The organism is Modestobacter sp. SYSU DS0511 (assembly GCF_054050755.1).
On the sequence record NZ_JBJGZY010000012.1, the window covers coordinates 55,168 to 72,471 of the forward strand.

At 64.5% G+C, this 17,304-nt stretch carries 12 protein-coding genes; 2 read left to right on the forward strand and 10 right to left on the reverse strand.

Features of this window, described 5'->3' with window-relative positions; genetic code table 11:
• Positions 1 to 46 precede the first annotated feature (46 nt).
• The 3 genes from ACI783_RS08230 to ACI783_RS08240 form a co-directional block, all read right to left on the reverse strand.
• Positions 47 to 673 (reverse strand): arsenate reductase/protein-tyrosine-phosphatase family protein, encoded by a 627-nt coding sequence (locus ACI783_RS08230; RefSeq protein ID WP_457139981.1) that lies wholly within the window; start codon positions 671 to 673, stop codon positions 47 to 49.
• A gap of 47 nt (positions 674 to 720) precedes the next feature.
• A complete protein-coding gene (locus ACI783_RS08235) occupies positions 721 to 2,139 on the reverse strand; it encodes a sugar transferase (RefSeq protein WP_457139982.1) in 1,419 nt (472 codons plus the stop codon).
• 381 nt (positions 2,140 to 2,520) lie between these two features.
• Positions 2,521 to 3,900: a polysaccharide biosynthesis tyrosine autokinase gene (locus ACI783_RS08240; RefSeq protein ID WP_457139983.1), complete on the reverse strand. Its 1,380-nt coding sequence runs from the start codon at positions 3,898 to 3,900 to the stop codon at positions 2,521 to 2,523.
• A gap of 1,226 nt (positions 3,901 to 5,126) precedes the next feature.
• Between ACI783_RS08240 and ACI783_RS08245 the strand changes: the two genes are divergently transcribed.
• Both ACI783_RS08245 and ACI783_RS08250 read left to right on the forward strand, forming a co-directional pair.
• A complete protein-coding gene (locus ACI783_RS08245) occupies positions 5,127 to 5,588 on the forward strand; it encodes a glycosyltransferase (protein ID WP_457139984.1) in 462 nt (153 codons plus the stop codon).
• A complete protein-coding gene (locus ACI783_RS08250) occupies positions 5,545 to 7,710 on the forward strand; it encodes a glycosyltransferase (protein ID WP_457139985.1) in 2,166 nt (721 codons plus the stop codon). The genes ACI783_RS08245 and ACI783_RS08250 overlap by 44 nt, the downstream gene beginning before the upstream one ends.
• A gap of 197 nt (positions 7,711 to 7,907) precedes the next feature.
• Here ACI783_RS08250 and ACI783_RS08255 read toward each other — a convergent pair whose 3' ends face one another.
• The 7 genes from ACI783_RS08255 to ACI783_RS08285 all read right to left on the reverse strand — a co-directional run bounded on the left by ACI783_RS08255 (position 7,908) and on the right by ACI783_RS08285 (position 17,251).
• Positions 7,908 to 8,897, reverse strand: a complete 990-nt coding sequence (locus tag ACI783_RS08255; RefSeq protein ID WP_457139986.1) for a glycosyltransferase family 2 protein — start codon at positions 8,895 to 8,897, stop codon at positions 7,908 to 7,910.
• Positions 8,884 to 9,009: a hypothetical protein gene (locus tag ACI783_RS08260; protein WP_457139987.1), complete on the reverse strand. Its 126-nt coding sequence runs from the start codon at positions 9,007 to 9,009 to the stop codon at positions 8,884 to 8,886. Before ACI783_RS08260 ends, ACI783_RS08255 begins: the two co-directional genes overlap by 14 nt.
• A gap of 923 nt (positions 9,010 to 9,932) precedes the next feature.
• The gene (locus ACI783_RS08265; protein ID WP_457139988.1) at positions 9,933 to 11,420 is read right to left on the reverse strand and encodes a lipopolysaccharide biosynthesis protein; all 1,488 of its coding nucleotides are present in this window, start codon (positions 11,418 to 11,420) and stop codon (positions 9,933 to 9,935) included.
• Positions 11,417 to 12,520, reverse strand: coding sequence for a glycosyltransferase (locus ACI783_RS08270; RefSeq protein ID WP_457140020.1), 1,104 nt, complete (start codon positions 12,518 to 12,520; stop codon positions 11,417 to 11,419). The genes ACI783_RS08265 and ACI783_RS08270 overlap by 4 nt, the downstream gene beginning before the upstream one ends.
• 14 nt (positions 12,521 to 12,534) lie before the next feature.
• On the reverse strand, positions 12,535 to 13,665 hold the full coding sequence (locus ACI783_RS08275; protein WP_457139989.1) for an O-antigen ligase family protein: 1,131 nt from the start codon (positions 13,663 to 13,665) through the stop codon (positions 12,535 to 12,537).
• A gap of 965 nt (positions 13,666 to 14,630) precedes the next feature.
• Positions 14,631 to 15,596, reverse strand: coding sequence for an IS481 family transposase (locus ACI783_RS08280; RefSeq protein WP_457139990.1), 966 nt, complete (start codon positions 15,594 to 15,596; stop codon positions 14,631 to 14,633).
• Positions 15,597 to 16,015: 419 nt separating this feature from the next.
• On the reverse strand, positions 16,016 to 17,251 hold the full coding sequence (locus tag ACI783_RS08285; RefSeq protein WP_457139991.1) for a glycosyltransferase family 4 protein: 1,236 nt from the start codon (positions 17,249 to 17,251) through the stop codon (positions 16,016 to 16,018).
• Positions 17,252 to 17,304: the final 53 nt, after the last annotated feature.

Genomic DNA, 17,304 nt, shown 5'->3' on the forward strand with positions numbered 1-17,304 from the left:
CGAGACCACAAGGTCTCGTATCCGGACTCTTCCGTCCGCCTCCGGATCAGGAGGCCGGCGCTCCGGCCGGCTCACGGAGCGCGGCCAGCCGGGGCAGCAGCCGGAGCAGCGCGTCGCTGACCTCCTCGCCCACCTGCTGGTGCACCTCGAGCGGCTGGCCGATGGGGTCGGCGATGTCGTCCTGCTCACCGGAGGCTCGCCGGGAGCGAGCCGCTGCCAGCGCCGCCACCAGGGCGCGGCAGCGTCCTGCGTGGGTGTCGCCGGCCGGCTGGATGTCGCGGTTGAGCAGGCCGACCAGGTCGGCCGCCTCGCGCAGGGTGAAGGTGCGGGCCAGCGCCCGCGGTGCGAGCTGGAGCGCGGCCCGCCGGTGGGCCCGGGTGGCGGTGAGCACCAGATCGGCGCCGGCGGCCATCTCCTCGCGCAGCTGGCGCGCGGCGAAGCCCGCCGGGTCGCCACCAAAGCCGGTGAGGACCAGTGCGCTGTCCGGGTGGACGCCCGATCCGACGACGGCCTGGGTGCCGGCGCTGGCCACGCGGATCGCGGCCGCGTCGTCGCCGAGCACCTCGTCGAGGTACGCCCGGGCGAGCCGCTCGGCCAGCGCCGAGCGGCAGATGTTTCCGGTGCAGACCAGCAGCACCGAGAACACCGCGTCGGGTGACGAGGACGTGTCCACGCGCCCAGTCTCTCCCGGTGCCGGGCGGGCGCCGAGGACGTGGCGGGTCAGTAGGCCCCGGAGCCGCGGAACACGGCGCCCACGGTCTTCCACAGGATCATGAAGTCGAAGGCCAGAGACCAGTTCTCCACGTACCGGACGTCGATGCGCACCGAGTCGTCCCAGGAGAGGTCGGAGCGGCCACTGACCTGCCAAAGGCCGGTGATGCCGGGCTTGACCAGGAAGCGCCGGTGCATGTCGAAGCCGTACCGCTCGACCTCGGCGGGCAGCGGCGGACGAGGGCCGACGAGGGACATCTCGCCGCACACCACGTTGAGCAGCTGCGGCAGCTCGTCAAGGGAGTACCGGCGCAGCACCTTGCCAACGCGGGTGACCCGGGGGTCGCCCTTCATCTTGAACAGCACGCCGTTGCCGTCGCTCTGCGCGGTCAGGTCGGGCACCATCCGGTCGGCGCCGCTGACCATGCTGCGGAACTTCAGCATGCCGAACGTCTCGCCGTCGCGGCCCACCCGCTCCTGCCGGTAGAAGACGCCGCCGCGGCTGGTGAGGCCGACGGCGAGGGCGAGGCCGAGGAACGCCGGGAGGATGCACAGCAGGCCGACCGCAGCCGCGGTGCGGTCGAACGCCTCCTTGGTGAGCCGGCGGACGCCGCGCAGCTCTGGGCGCTCCATGTGCAGCAGCGGGAGGCCGCAGACCGGGCGGATGCGCACCCGGGGGCCGGCGATCTCCGTGACGGCGGGGGCGAGCAGCAGCTCGGCCTCGGTCTTCTCCAGCTCCCAGCCGAGCCGGCGGAGCGCCGGCCCGTCGAGCTCGGGCGAGGGCAGCACGGCGACGGTGTCGACCTCGTACTGCCGGACGACGTCGAGCACGTCGTCGAGGCCACCAAGAACGGGGACGCCGTCGAACTCGACCACCTCAGCGCCCAGCGGGGACGGCGGCAGGCAGCAGCCGATGACCCGGTAGCCGTGGTAGGCCTCCCGGTCGATCTGCTCGTGCAGCGCGAGCACGCCACTGCGGTGCCCGACCAGGATGGCCGTCTGCAGGTAGTCACCGCGACCACGGCGACGGTGCACCCGCCGACGCTGCAGGTAGCGCTGCAGGAGGGTGAGCATGGTGGCGAGCGGCAGGGCAACGACGACGAAGCCCCGGGCCAGTTCCAGCTTGAATGCCCAGGAGACGGCACCCACCCCGGCGAGCAAGGCGACAGCCGCGGCGAACACTCGACGGAACTCCTCCGCGCCGACCCAGAGGAAGCGCTCCTCATAAGTGCGGGCGATGAGCATGGTGAGCAGCCATGCCAGCGGCAGCAGGGCGACGAGCCACACCGAGGCGCGCTCCGGAGTCGCACCGCTCGTCACCGGACCGAAGCGCACCAGGTAGCCGACGAGCGCCGCGATCGTGACAACGGCGAGGTCACCGAGTGCGATCCGCCGGACGTAGGCCCCTCGCCAGGCGCGCCTCGCCACGGTGCCCTCGCCCCGGAGCCGGCTGACGGACGGCAGTCGCCGCCGTCCGGTCGGTCGCAAACGGTGGCGAGCGGACTCGCCACGCTCCTCGAGCACACTCACCCGACGCACCCCCGTGCCGCCGGCCGGGGGAACGACGCGCCCCTCGGCGATTCTCTTTCATGGCGTCCGGGAACTGCCCTGTTCGACCGGCCAGGGCGAACGTAGCCGAGGCAACCCCCTGACCGGGAGAGGCAAATTGAGCGTTCACCCGACTGCCCTCGGTCACCGGGGACCACATCTAACACGCCATGATCGAGCGGGTCCGGAGAGTGAGGACGCGCCGCAATCAGCCAGCTGATTATCGCCGGCACATGACGTGCAATTGGTCACTCGACTCTGTCAGCGGTGCTTGGGCCCGCGCTCAACGTCCGCCCCATACGTGTAGCCGTAGCCATACGCAGAGGTGACCTCAGCCTTCGGCGGCACGATGTTCAGGATGACCCCGAGAGTCTTGGCGCCCACCCGATCCAAGGTCGCACGCGTCTGCTGCAGCTGGTCCTTACGAGTAGCTCCGTAGCGGATCGAGAGCACCACCCCATCGACTAGAACGGCGAGGCCACTCGCGTCGGCAACGGGGAGAAGAGGCGGGGCGTCGATGAGCACAAAGTCGTTCTTGCCGCGGAGCTGCTCGATGAGCTGAGTCATGTGGCTCGAGGCGAGGAGCTCGCTGGGGTTGGGTGGCGTCGGCCCGGCGGCGATGACCGTCAAACCACCGTCGCCGTACGACTGCAGAACGTCGTCCAACTCGACCGCGCCGGAGAGGATGTTGGTCAGACCGGCGCCACCGACCATGCCGAGATACCGGGTCACCCGCGGTCGGCGCAGGTCTCCCTCGACCACAGCGACTGAGCGGCCAGCTTCAACGAGGGTCAGTGCGAGGTTCACCGCAACCGTGGTCTTGCCTTCGGCAGGCACGGCACTTGAGATCATGATGACCTTGGGTGGGTGATCCACGTTCAAGAACTGCAGGTTGGTACGAAGCTGGCGGTACGCCTCGGCCGTCCGAGTTTGACTGTTATGGCCAATCGTGTGCTGCTTAATCAGCGCGTCATCGCGGGGAATGACGCCGATCACCGGAGCGCCAGCAGTCTCGGCGGCATCCTCCGTCCGCCGGATTGACCGGTCAAGGCTCGCACGCCCAATAGCTAGAGCGCCCCCTGTTAACAATCCAACAAGTCCGCCAATGACCGCGTTGCGCGTTGTCTTGGGCGCACTCGCCGCGGCTGGGAGTTCCGCAGGATCAGTAACGGTCACCTTGACGGGAGACGAGCCCGTCGCCGAGGTCGCTTCCAACTCCTCCGCAAACTCGGCGAACTCCACACCCAATGCCTCGGCGACCAACCTAGCTCTCTGAGGCGACGAATCCGTATAGCTCACGTCTATGAGCACCGTCTCCGGTACCGCAGTAGCTGACACTCCGCGACTTAGTTCCTGCGGAGTCATGTCAAGATCAAGCTCGGTCACGACTCGTTGAGCAAGGGCGTCACCATCGACAAGTTGCGCATAGGACGCAACCCGCTGCCGGGAGAACTGGCTACCCTGGTAGACGTCGGACGTTGACGATGAATCAGTTGTCGAAACAAACAACTGAGTGTGCGAGGTGTACAACGGCGTCTGCGCCAAACTGACCGCCACAGCGGCTCCCACTCCAGCAACGAAGCCAAACAGCAGCAGCCACCACGAAGTGCGCAACGCGCGAAATGCGCCTGCAAGATCCACTAGCCACCCCATCCATCACCAAGGCCGGGTGACCAGCCTGTCGTACGCGGTCCCGTGCAACGGCACGATAGGCGACAGAGCACGAACGCACGAGTACGTTCACCCCTCCGAGGCTCAGCGGTCGGATCCTTGAGCGACCCGCACTCCCGACCGCGTCGAGAGACGCGGATCACTCGCGGGCGGGCAGCAACCGAAGCCGTGGCCTGTCGGCCCCTTGGGCCATCCGCCCCCCCCCCGACCCCATGGCCGCCAGCTGCCCAGCTTCAACTGGTGGACGGGCGGTGAGGGGCCCCAACTTCCAAGTGACTAGGCAGCCTCCCGCGGTCGACTCACCCGCGACGAACGGATGCAATGTGGCCCTGCTAGCTTCCGGGCCGCCCGTTGCTCAGCGACGATGCCGCTCGGCACCCAAACTTGTTGCCCTGGCGACCAGGACCGATCACGCCGCACCGAACGTCCGAAGAAGCACGCCAAGGTCACCAGCCAGTCCCGCCGGGAATGAGAGGTCCGCCCCAGCATGGAACTCGCTCATCAGGCGCCGGCACGTAACGAGGCAAGCTGGTCGACTCTCCATCGATCATGGCTGACCAGAGACCTATTGGCGCGAGTTCCACGCCCCGCCCCCGCCCGTCGTAGGCGACCGCATCACGATCGCCCATGACCTCTTCACGCCAGCCGACTCAAAGAGCCAGACGTGAACGCGGCACGTCCGTTCACCGAGTCATCTAACATAGAAGATGAGCGCAGCCAAGGGGAATCGAATGAAGAAGGCCTTGCTAGTTGCGTCCACCGGTGGGCACCTCGCACAACTTGTGCGATTGGCGCCTGACCTGGGCGCGGCCCCAACGAGCGTCTGGGTAACGTTCCGGACCCCTCAGAGCGAGTCATTACTGGCCGGACGCAACGTGGTTTATGTCCCCTATATCCGTCCTCGCGATTGGCGTGGAACACTCCGCGCCGCGCGCACCATCGCGAAGATTCTTCACCGCGAGGACTTCGATATGGCCGTCAGCACGGGTGCCGCACCGGCCGTAGTGGCCCTAGCGCTAGCCCGCATGCGACGCATCGAGACTATTTACATAGAGAGCGTATCTCGGGTCGAGGGACCATCCCTGAGCGGTCGCCTGATCTCGCACATCCGAGCGGCTAGGTTATTCACTCAGCACGAGTCTTGGGCTTCCAAGCGGTGGCGACACCATCCAGGCGTTTTGTCCACTTTCCACCGCGTGCCAAAGAAGTCTTCCGACCACCCTTCTCTATTCGTTACCCTAGGGACTATAGAAGGATACGGATTTGATTCGTTAGTTGAAGCGGTGCTGACCACCGGCCTAGCCGACGACCGGACCGTCTGGCAGATCGGGAACGCGACCAGGCACCCCTCGGGCTTACCCGGTCGCGTGTTCACCCAAGTATCAGCTGGCGATTTCGCACGTTACGCGGCCCAGGCCGACGTAGTGGTCACGCACGCTGGAGTGGGGACGCTACTGGGATTGCTTGACTGCGGCATCTACCCCGTACTGGTCGTACGACGAAGTGCGCGCAACGAACACATAGACGACCACCAGGCTCAGATCGCACAGCTCGCTGATGAGCGCGGGATCGCGAAGGCTGTTGAGGTAGACGGCCTCACAAGAGACGTACTTTGTGAAGCATCTGGGTTCCGTATTGTCGACGCAGCAGGAGTTTGACGTCATGGCAGGATCACCCACCGCCTTGAAGATATTCGTTCCAGGTGTCGGGCAGCATGAGAACATTGGCGACATCATCTTGCGTCGGCAGCTACTTGATCGACTGCGTCAATTGGGCGACCTGCATGTCTATGCAGGGTCAAGTACCGACGGATATGACGAGGGCCTAGGACTGCGTCCTTCAGACACTGTCTACCGATCGTTCGGCCGTTGGTATCGCCGTGCACTGGTTGAGTCGGTCAGCGGTCGGGCAACGTATGTCTTCAAGCCTGGGGAGATTCAACTCACCCTCATCGGCATGAAAGAACACATCTCCATGCTGCCGGTCGTTCTGGCTGCACGCCTCCGCGGCAAAGCAGTCGTTCGGCTCGGCGTCGGCTCTCGGAACTTCTCTCCTCTCCCGAGGCTGCTAGTCCGCCCTTCCATCGCCGCTTCGAACCTCACGTTATGGCGCGACGAAGGAACCTCTCGCTACATGCGCGGGGGCTCGATGCCCGACCTGGCGTTCAACGAGGGTTCTCCTGTGCCGGCGATGCCCAGCTCGGGAGGCCGCGGACTGCTCGTCGTATCAATGCGGGCAGATCGCGCTCCGACGCCTCCCAACTGGTACGCCGCGGTGAACCAGACAGCGGACCGACTGGGCCTCAAGGTTTTGGCCGTATCGCAAGTCCTCAGAGACAACCCCAAGACCTTGGAGCTGGCGCAGCATCTGGGAGCAGAGGCCGTCACATGGTCCGGTGAGCGACACGGTGATCAAGAGGCGTACTTACGGTCGATTTATCGGGAGACTCGCCTGGTAGTCAGCGATCGGCTCCACGTCTTGGTTGCCGGACTGACCGAAGGTGCAGTGCCCGCCGCGCTTCTGACAGACGACTCCGACAAGATCGAACGCCACTTCGCCGCTGCCGGAATCCACGATGTCGCCCTTCGGCTACACCCTGAGGCTGCGCCCGAAGTCGCATCGGATTGGCTAACTCATGTGGCGGGACGACGTGCGGAGCTCCTCACTCAGCTAGAGGTTGCGCGCCGCCAGATTGATGACGCTTTCGCTCAGGTCTCGAAGCTCTATCACAAGAAGCTGCCATTGGTGGAGCGGGATCGCGTCTACCAGGTTGGCCGTCGCGGCGACGTGGCAGGAGGGATGACGCAAGTAGTCAACGAGTACCTGTCATGGGACTTCGAGTGCTACGAGCAAGGCTTCATCGCATCACGAGGAACTGGCTCGCCAATCCAAGGTGCCACGCTCGCCCTGTCTGCCGCGTACCGCATACTGACTCTTAGGGCGGCCCACCGAGTCGTCCTGGTGGTCCACCTGTCCCAGCGGGGATCTTTTGTGCGCGAAGGTGCGCTGCTCGCGCTCGGGAAGCTGAGAGGCGCGACTGTGGTCGCGCAGATTCACGGAAGCTCTTTTCCCTCGTTCTCCCGCAGGCGCTCAGGGCTAGTGAAGTTGGTCTTGTCCTTGGCGCACGGAATCCACGTCCTGTCAGAAGAGACCCGCAAGGCAGTTGTGGCCGTTGCCCCGGCTGCACTAGTTGGCTATATCCCCAATGCGGTATCCGACGGGCGACCGAGGAACAAGCGACCCCTCGTAGTGTTTGGTGGATCCGTCGCGCGCCGCAAGGGTGTCGACACGCTCCTCGCCGCTTGGGGCTTAGCGCAGCCGCCTGCCGAGTGGGTACTCGTGGTGGCCGGTCCAATCACCGATCCGACCCTCTTGCCCGCTGACCTACCGCCCCGTGTCGAGTTCCGCGGCGCCGTTCCTCACAGTGAGTTGATGGAGCTGCTTGAGAGCTCGCAGATTGCCGTCCTTCCGTCCAGGAATGAAGCGATGCCAATGTTCCTGATCGAAGCGATGGCCCGATCGAACGCAGTCATTAGCACTAGGGTGGGCGGCATCCCATCACTGGTTGGGACGGAGTCGGGGACACTGCTCGCACCCGGTGAACCTCAGGCTCTCGCCGCGGCGATCTCCGAGTACATCCTGGACGACGAACGGCGTCGCGCTGCCCAGTCCGCAGCGCGAGCCAGATACCTCAGTACCTACTCCGCGGATGTCATACGACCTCAGTTGGAAACGTTCTGGAAGACCGCGCAACACAAAGCGCGGAAGCGGAATACCTAACCCCGCCGCCCCAGAACGTGCGGCGTCGCCACCGCGGAGGTGCTACCCACATCTACCGGGAGATGGATCCCATGTCGCCTTCCGATGCCGGGCGTCTGCCGCCTCACTTGTATCTGGGACGCCAGACAGTCGCAGGTGTACGTCGCCTTGCGCCCTGAAGTCCGGGTATTGCGCAGAGTGTTATCGGTGGTACCAGATTAGCTGCTAGACAGCCGTCTAGAGACTGGTCCGGCTGCCCACGGAACCGCTTTGACAACCGCTACTGCGACGGCGCGCCGTGCATCTCGCCGGCGCAGGCACTCCCAAACCCCGTGCCAAGACATGGACCGGCGGACAGTGGCCAATTGGCGTCCACGCTCCTCAGCGCTGTACAGGCGGTTATTTGCATCCTTCAGCATGGAGAGCAGGATGAAACGATGCTCGAAGTAGATAAGTGCCCGCTCTACCTCATCGTCGCCGACGAACCTCTTAGCACTCCGGTCCACGACCTGCGCCACAACTTCCAGTGAGGACCGCCGCTGCGGGTGAGACCTTACGATCGAACCCTCCCTCATTCGGTAGTCATAGATGTGTGCGCTCACAGTCTTGACGGTGTGGGCGCCCGCCAGCGCTTCTGCAACTATCGCCAGGTCGGAGTGCACGCGCGACGGTTGGAAAGACACGCTCGTCTGCAGCAGAGTCAGACTGAAGAGTTTGTTCCAAAGGTGACCTTTGACAACACCATTGAGGAGAAGGACGAACGCATCTCGGCCACCCAACTCCGCAAGTTGAGGTGGCGGTATCGATCGAGACGTACCCGAGTCGTCGACGTACCGCGCGGCGCCGATCACCAAGTCCGCATCGCCCGAGTTCGTCAGTAGCTTCGCTACCGCATCGTCGGGCCAGTGATCGTCGGCGTCTACGAACCAAACCCACGCGCCGACGGCGCGATCAACGGCGTATGCACGGGCCACTGCGACCCCCGCGTTGCTACCAAGCTCAAGCAACCGGAAGCGACCGTCACCCTCGATGCACTGTCGGACGATAGACACCGTTTCGTCCGTTGATCCGTCGTCAACGATCAGGAACTCTATACTTGGCTCGGTCTGCGATTTCAGCCGCTCGATCGCCTCACGAGCATAGCGCTCCACATTGTAGGTAGGAAGAATCACGCTTACTAGGACGCCGGGAGATTCAGGCCGCAGCACGCATTCGCTCCTTCAGGGTGGCCAGCTCTGCCCGCGCAGCGATCACGGTCTCAGCGACGGCGTACGCGTCGCCACATAAATTTTGTATACGGCTCAAGCCTGCCCGGCTCAAGGACGGCTCAACTCCGTAGCCTTCAAACCCCGCACCCTCAAGCGTGCGGATCGCCTTATCACTTTCATCAGCGCCAAGCGCTATAGGGACCGCGCCCTCAGTCGCCGCAATGACGAGTGCATGCAATCGCTCGCTCACGACAACGCGCGATCCAGCATACAGTTCACGAAGACGCGCTTCGTGCCGAGCATGGTTCGTATCCTCCCAGAGGATCGATCGCCCTCCAACCAACTCTGCTATCTGGCTGCATGGTGCATTGTCCCGCGCGATTTGTGCAGCGGCCACCACCTCTAGTCCATTGGAAGCAGCGAACGCGGCGAGTCGCTCACACCATTCGGGGCTAACCTGGTGTCCGTTATAGCGTGGTGCCACCGCCAGCACCTTGCGCTCTGAGTGGGTGAGCACCCGGTCACGGAGCACCTGATTCGTCGCGCCTTCAAGAAACGCCCAGTCTGGAGCCTGCAGCCCGACTCTCATCCATCGTCTCGAGGCCGGATCTCGCCAGCTCACGAGGTCACAAAGCCGTACCGATGCACTGACGACATATCGCCAGGGCGTCGGTGACCGAACTCCCAAACCAACGTGCAGTGCTGCCCCCCCACGGACTCGGTTCGCAATTAGGAGCGGCATGAGTCGCGCATAGTGGGCCGCGTACGGCTTGGTAACCTCGATCTCGCCAGCATTGAAGGCGTAAATGACACCCTCTCGGAGCACGGATCGACGCAGCGCAGCACGCCAGGTGCCCGAGTCTCGGTAGATCGAGTCTTGCGCGGTGAGCCCGAGGCCACTGAGATAGTCATCGCCTCGTCCGCCAACGAATACGCTCAGCTGACCGATCTCACGAAGAGTCGCCAAGAAGGGTCGTCTAAGCACCGTATCACCTACGTTGTCGTACTGACCCATGGCGGATGCGAAGATTTCCATTAGTCGAGAGACTCCTGTTTCCCTTTTCGGTCCGTGCGACGAGCCCTGGCGAGCACGTCCAGCATGCTTCGTATGTCAGTACGCGCCGACGGGAGAACCAAGAAGACCAAGACGAACCAGGCACTTGCCGCAACTAAAACAGTGCCGATGGCGCCGATCGGGTTCTCCACAAGTGGCGCCAGAAAGTAGCCGATCATGGCAACCGGCACAGAGAAGGTTATCGTCGTCCGCATCCCGTCCCGGATCAGTCCGCCGAAAGAGATACCCGTCACCCGTCCGCACCACCAGAGAGCGGCGAACCAATTGAGTGCATACGCTAGCGAGTGGCCAACTGCGACCCCGAATGGTCCCCAAGGCAAGCCCGCAAAGAGAAAGAGTACGATCACTGGCTGGCTAACGAGGTAGAAGCGGAACTGGTGCCCCGCAAGGCCGCGTCCAAGGTAGGCCCAATAGGCGACCTGATTCAGGGCACGAAAGACCCCTCCGACCGCTAGGGCCTGAAAGACTGGGGCTAGCCCCGACCACCCTTCGCCGAACAGTAGCGCCGTGACGGGTGATGCGAGTCCGAACACCAGGCCATAGATTGTTCCAGCCACAAGGCTTCCAACCAGTTGACCTCTCCGCAGATACGAGACGAAACGGTCGCTGTCATCCTGCAATCGCGAGAGTACCGGCAGGGCTACACGTGTCATAGGCGCAAGAAGCTGGACAATCGGAGCCATGAGTAGCTGATAGGCCCGACTGTAGATGCCTAGTGCCCCGGCACCCCACACTAGGCCGATCGCGACGTTATCTGCATTCCTGGTGACGTACGCGACCGACTGCGTGCCAGCCACTCCGCCGCCAAATCGGAGCAGTCCCGCCATCTCCGCATGACGCGCGGGTCGCCCCGGGAGCGAACCGACGAGCGCTACAGCGAGGAATAGACCGCAGGCCGCGGTGCACAGTTGTTGAGCTACGAGCGCCCATACGCTTCCAGTCGCTAGAGCCAAGGCGCTTGCGACGGCTAGCCCGAGAACCGCCGGCAAGGTGTCCACCACGTTCAGTGCAACGAAACGCATGCGCCGGTTCAGCTCTGCGCGAAACTGTGCCGCAAGCCCGTTCAGCAAGAAGGTCGCACTCAAGGCCTGCGCTAGCGGTTCGAGCAGTTCTCGGTCGTAAAGCCGTGCGACCAAAGGTGCACATGCAAGCACTAGGGCAGTCATCAACGCGCCCACAGTTGCGTTGATCCAGAAGAGGTTGTTCTTCTGTTTGTTGGACAGAGACTTCGCCTGGACGGCTGCGGACGTGAGTCCGAAGTCTCGGAGGATTTCTCCGATCCCGACCAGGGACGTGACCATGGCAATAAGTCCAAAGTCCGCCGGACTCAACAAGCGCGCTAAGAGTACCGTCCCACCAATCTGCGTCCCCACCCGGACAATCTGCCAAAGAAGAGTGGTTGACGCCCCGCGGGAGGCGCGGGATCCTAGACTGCGAGTGTCTGTCACAGGCTAGCTCGGGCGACGGCCTGAAGGACGCGCTCAAGTTTACGTCCACTTGCGTCGACCGAGAAGTGCTGCAGCCATGGCTCAATGTTGGTCATGCTGATCTGTCTGGCTGCCAGCACTGCATCGGCCAGGTCGGACGGTGATTCCGTCAGTGACAGTTCCCCACTAATGCCGGGGACTATCGCATCGGCGACACCGAGCGCACCGGAGACAGCCACGGAAGGCAGCCCCGCGGCTGCGGCCTCGACGAGCACATTCCCGAAACCCTCTCTGGCGGAGGGAAGCAAGATTGTGGTGCTGAGAGGGTCCAGTTCGGCTAGCCAGTCCTCCACCCAGCCGCGCTGATGAAAGTCAACGCCTAGTCGTGCGGCATGGCTCAACATCTGCTCGAGCAGCGGCCCGCCTCCGAAGGAGACCACATTCGTATGCCAGCCCCGGCGCGTCAGCTCGGCGGCTGTCTCCAGTGCTAGCTCTGGACGCTTCTGTCCGACGAGACGACAGGGCAGTGCGAGCGTAAGGACGCGTGAATCACCGGCCGAGGCGCTGGTCGAATCTTGGGAAACGGCGACGGGGCGCGAGGGGGTGGACTGAACTTTAGCGGTTGCGGGGTTCGGGACGACGACTACCCGGTCACCACCGATCCGGAAGGCGGCTACCAGCTCAGCCGCAACCGGATGCGAGATGGCTATAGTCATGTCGGCTGCTCGGTACTGTCGCTTAGCAGCGAGAACCTTGACGCGGTGACTCAGGCGAGCGCTCGGAAGCCCCAGCGTAACGAGATTTCGTTCACTGATAACGACCCTTGGGCGCTGGGCCCCCGGTAAGCTACGGGCAGCGTTGATTAGCATTAGATTAGCGTGCATTTGAAGTGATAGCGCGACATCGGGCCTGGATTCCAACAGCACTCTGCGAAGAGCGCGCAGCTTCGCGATCTGCCCCCTCCGGGATGCCACCGAATGCACCTCGACTCCTTCGGGAACGAAGGCAGGATCCACCGGGCGACCCGTCAGGACCGCCGATACTTCGTGGCCCTGAGACGCTAGCCAGGCCATCCAGGTGCGCGCTACATACTCTGCACCACCCCCATGAAGAGATGGCACGACAACGAGGATTTTCAATGATCCGCGTCCATTCGGATAGGGTTGGCCGATTGGCGGTCACGTGGATTGTTACGGTCGTCTGCAAGGTCACTCGTCGGCAGATTGAACGACACGGGCGCCCGAAGCGACCTTCGCTCGGTCCTCTCGTACGGCTGAACTCTCTGCCGTGCCAAGGCGGGAAGGTGTACGGCCAGAAGAAGCACTAGCCCGAGAAGAAGGTGCGTCGATCGCACCGCATCAAGGGCGTTGAATCCGGCTAGCGCCACCACGACGGTAACGAGCGCCGCTGCACCGGCGTAGTTCGCCGCCCGTACAGCCGCCCACAGGACGCCTGAGATCATGGCGGCTAACAAGAGGAGCCCAGGCAGTCCTAGGCTGATTAGCACCTGAAGATAAGAGTTCTCGATAACAACCGATCCGAATTGCCGTGCGGTCTCACCGGAGGTGGCGGGGCCTGAACCCAGGTAGTTGGTGGACCCAGCCGCTTGGATCGCCACGTCGAGTGCGGTACCACGCGCGTCCGCCGATCGACTGGCTTCAACGGAGTTGGATCGCTCATTGAAGGCATCGACGGTACCTACCAGGAAGCTCGCAGCTGCGGCAGCTGCACCAAGGATTAGGTACCTGCCGAGCCGACGATGGCCCCTGCTTGCGGCCACAAAGGCCGCGCCCGCAGCGATTCCGATGATCATCGCCGCCAGAGAACCTCGGGAGAGGGTCGAAACCACCCCTCCAGCGGCGATTACGCCGCTCAGAAGGTGGGATGGCTTCCCGGACTCGAGCCACGTGACAATTCCAAGAGCAGCACCTACTGCCAGGAAGAGGCCCGCGAACAGGGGGTGACCAAAGGAGGCTTCTGCCCTGTAGACCGACCAGTGCTGGGAAGTGTCAATACCCACTGCGTCGTATAGAGTGCCGAATACGAGATTGAATCCAAGAGCCAGTTCAAGCATCGCATAGGCGCCCAATGCCGCGGCGGTCCAAAGCCAAGCGGTTCGCAGAGCCTTAGCTTCAGAGCTCGCGCCGGATACAATCAGCGGCAACGAAACGGCCATTGTGAAACTGATTATCCAGCCAAACCCAAAGAGCCCACTAGAATGCAGGATCGCATTAACGACCGTCCAGGCGACAAAGAGGACAATCACGTGTCTCATCGTGCGCTTACGACGGGAAGTCTCGACCACGGAACGCCGGGCCGCATCCAGCGATCTACGCAGCGCCCAGGCCGCCATAACCAAGGTTCCAACGGGGACGACGGTTAAAGCGGGAGTGTCGGGCACCAGTCGGGCCGGCACCAAAGCGTATACAACCAGCGCGGCCGCAGGGAGTAGTCGAACCGGTAGGCAAATGATCAAAGCAGCTAGAGCGGCCAATCCTGCGAGCGCCGTGGCCAACTCAGAGCTTCGATTAAGTAAACCGATGTATCCGATGGTCGACGTGACCGATAAGACGACAGATAGGGTGGCGAGTGCGCAAACGGCTATCGGACGGGTGTCACCCACCCAGAGACTCCGTGTGAAGCGTGAAGTCAGGTCGGACACCCGGGTCTCGGAAGCCCTCACAAGCCATCACGACTTTCTTTCGCATCTCATCCCATTCAAGTGCAGTTTCGCGGCAGCTAGGGAAGCTGATGCACGCACCCGGTCAGAGTCGGTCGCCTGATCATGCCGTGACCCGCAACGTATGTCGAGACCCTCTATCGAACGGACTATCGAGGCGTGCGTCTCATATCACTCTCGGATAGTCAGCCCGTGGTCGCCAGGGCAAGCTTGCGAGGCGTCGAAGACTCCGAGGTCAAGCCGACTTACGTCTCCCCTTCGGGCGCGCAAGACTCGCGCCCTTCCACCCCAACTCGGCCTGTCGAGGCGGGACAGCGGTGGCAGTCTGTGTAGAGGGCGGCTACGCGCGGTATCTTCGCCAGTGCTGGCTGACAGCCGGCGGGTAGCAGGGAGAGCATGGCGCGCTCCGCAGCACAGGGCCCGGTGGCCACGCCGCCATCGCCGGATCGACGCGGGCACCACGCTCACCGAGACCGGCCGGCACCCCCGCTGCCCCACGAGCGCTGCGGCCTCCGGCCGTCCCTCGGCTACGCCTTAGCTGTACCCGGCCATCAGGTTGGTGCCAGGCGGCTGATCGGGGGCATGCCTTCGAGTGCTGAGTGGCGGCGTCGAGTGTTGTAGTGCTCGATCCAGGGAGCAAGAGCGACAGCGCGGTCGTCGTTGCTGGTGAACACCTGCCGGTAGGCCCACTCGGTGACCAGGGTGCGGTTGAGACGTTCGACCTTGCCGTTCTGCCAGGGGCAATGCGGTCGGATGAACTTCTGCTTCGCGCCGAGTTGGGCGCAGACGGTCTTGATCGATCGTTGGTAGGCCCAGGCGTTGTCGGTCATCACCCGCTCGATCCGGGTGATGCCGTGGGCGGCAAAGTAGGCCGCGGCTCTAGTGAGAAATCCGGCGCAGGTGGCGCCTTTCTCGTCGGCCAAGACCTCGGAGTAGGCCAGCCGGGAGTGGTCATCGACCAGCGAGTGCACGTAGTCGTAGCCGACCCTCGTGGCCCGGTCACGGCTGGTGCTGCCGGCGGCGCGGCCGTGGGCTCGCCAGCCACCGCCGTCGGGGATGCGCCCGAGCTTCTTCACGTCCATGTGCACCAGCTCGCCGGGCCGGGACCGCTCGTAGCGGGTCGCGGTCGTCTTCGAGGAGCGGATCACCTGCCCGGTCATCGGGTCCAGCGCGCACAGCCGAGGCCGCCCACGTCGGGCCAGCACCCGGGACACCGTGCGGGCCGGTACACCCAGCTCGGCGCCGATCCAGTCCGGCCCCCGGCGCTCCCGGTCCCGCAGCTCGATGATGCGGTCCTCGACCTCGACGGAGGTACGCGTCGGGGTGCAGTGCGGGCGGCTGGACCGGTCGGCCAGGCCGGTCTTGCCTTCAGCGGCGTGCCGGGCGATCCAGGTCCGCACGCACTTGCGCGAGACGCCCATCGCTGCGGCGATGTGCGCCTGTCGCCAGCCGGCCCGGTGCCGGTCGACGATCAGCTTGCGGCCGTGGACGGTCAGACGCGCATTACCGTGGGACACGAGAACCTCCGGGCGGATGTGGGCCTTCGACAAGCCACACCCCACTCGGAGGTTCTCCTGCGTTCAAGCCCGACCGCCGTCACCAACGTCCTGGCCGGGTACACTTAGCGGGCGCACCTGACCTGTCGTCTCCCCCGCCGCCGCTAATCCTCAGGATCCTGCGCTACGACCTCCGAGCTGCCTCGCCTCCCTGATGCGCGGCCCATGTGCCGCGTCCGCTGTATGAACGTCGCTGGCTGACCCAGACTGTGCTCGGAATCGGGCACTTCGTCGGCTGCCCCCTCAGTGCCGCCGTCAGGTCGAGGAGGTCGCGCCGTGAACTAGGTAGGTCGCCACGACCGGATCGCACCGGTCGCTGGCACACCGGCGTCTCGGCCGGAGCCTTCACCGTCCGAGGGACTGACGGTTCCACTTGCTGCTCAGTGGGCCAGCACGTCCTCGTAGACCAGGACGAACTCCTCCGCGCGGGTGTCCCAGTCGAATCGGGCCATGTGCTTCTTGCCTGCCTCCCCCATGCGCACGCGCACGTCTGGTTCGGCGTCCAGCAGACGAATGGCCTCGGCCAGGCCGCGCACCGTGTCCGCTGGACTCGAGGGGATTACGCGGATTCCGGCGTCCTCCCCGACCAGTGCGGCGGGGCCGCCGGTGTCCAGGCAGATCACGGGCCGCCCCACCGCCATGGCCTCCAGGCACACCGAGCCGCCGGAGTCGTGCAGGCTGGGGTGCATCAGCGCATGGCACTGGGTCAAGGCATCCATCGTCTCGGCCCGCCCGAGCCCACCGAGGAAGCGGACCTGCTGGGCGATGCCGAGCTGCGCCGCCAGTCGCTCCAGCGAGGCCCGCTCAGGTCCATCCCCGATGATCCAGTACTCCGCGTCCGCGAGCCCGGCCTGGGCGAAACCCGCCAAGCCGTACTGGAATCCCTTCCAGTGCAGGAGCTGGGCGATGCTGATGACCCGCAGAGGCCCGTCGGCGCCGGGCGGCCGCGCCCCCAGGGTCTCGATCTCCTCCCGTGGCAGGCAGACGCCGGGAAGGGTGCGGACGGTCGGGGCGCCCAGGGCGCGGAGGCGCAGCGAGGTCTCCTCGGTGGTCCCGTAGGCCAGCACGCTGCGGCGCGCACTCAGCCGCACGAAGGGGTCGAGTGCACCGAGGGCGCGGATGCCGTCACGCGCGGCTTCGTACAACCGCCCACGCAGGCCCAGGGTCGGGTAGTGCGACCGCGGCGCCGATTCGCCGCCACCCACCGGCCCCCAGATCAAGGGCACCGGCAGCAGGAAGAGGAAGGTCGGCATCCAGAACTTCATCAGCGTGACGTGGTGAACCAGGTGGAAGTCCACCAGGCGGTGCAAGCGCCGGGCAACGGAGTAGGCCAACACCTGCCACGGGTAGTAGTACAGGCTCCACCGCATGTGCCGCCCCTGGGTTCGCCGCGACATCCACGCCGGCAAGTCGCAATAGACTATGTGCAGACCGGCACGGGGACTCCGGTCCAGCTCCCGCTGGATCTCCGGCCGATTGGCCGCGCTGGTGAGCACCCACACCTCGTTGTGCTTCGCCATGGCCTCGGCGAATCCCCAGCCCGTCCCCGGGTCCGACCCGCGGCCCGGGCTGCAGTCGAAGGCCGAGATGAGGATTCTTCGCGACGTTGCGAGCATGGCGGAAAGCTAGAGACTCGTGCACGGATTGGGAAGAAGGTCGTGGACGGGTC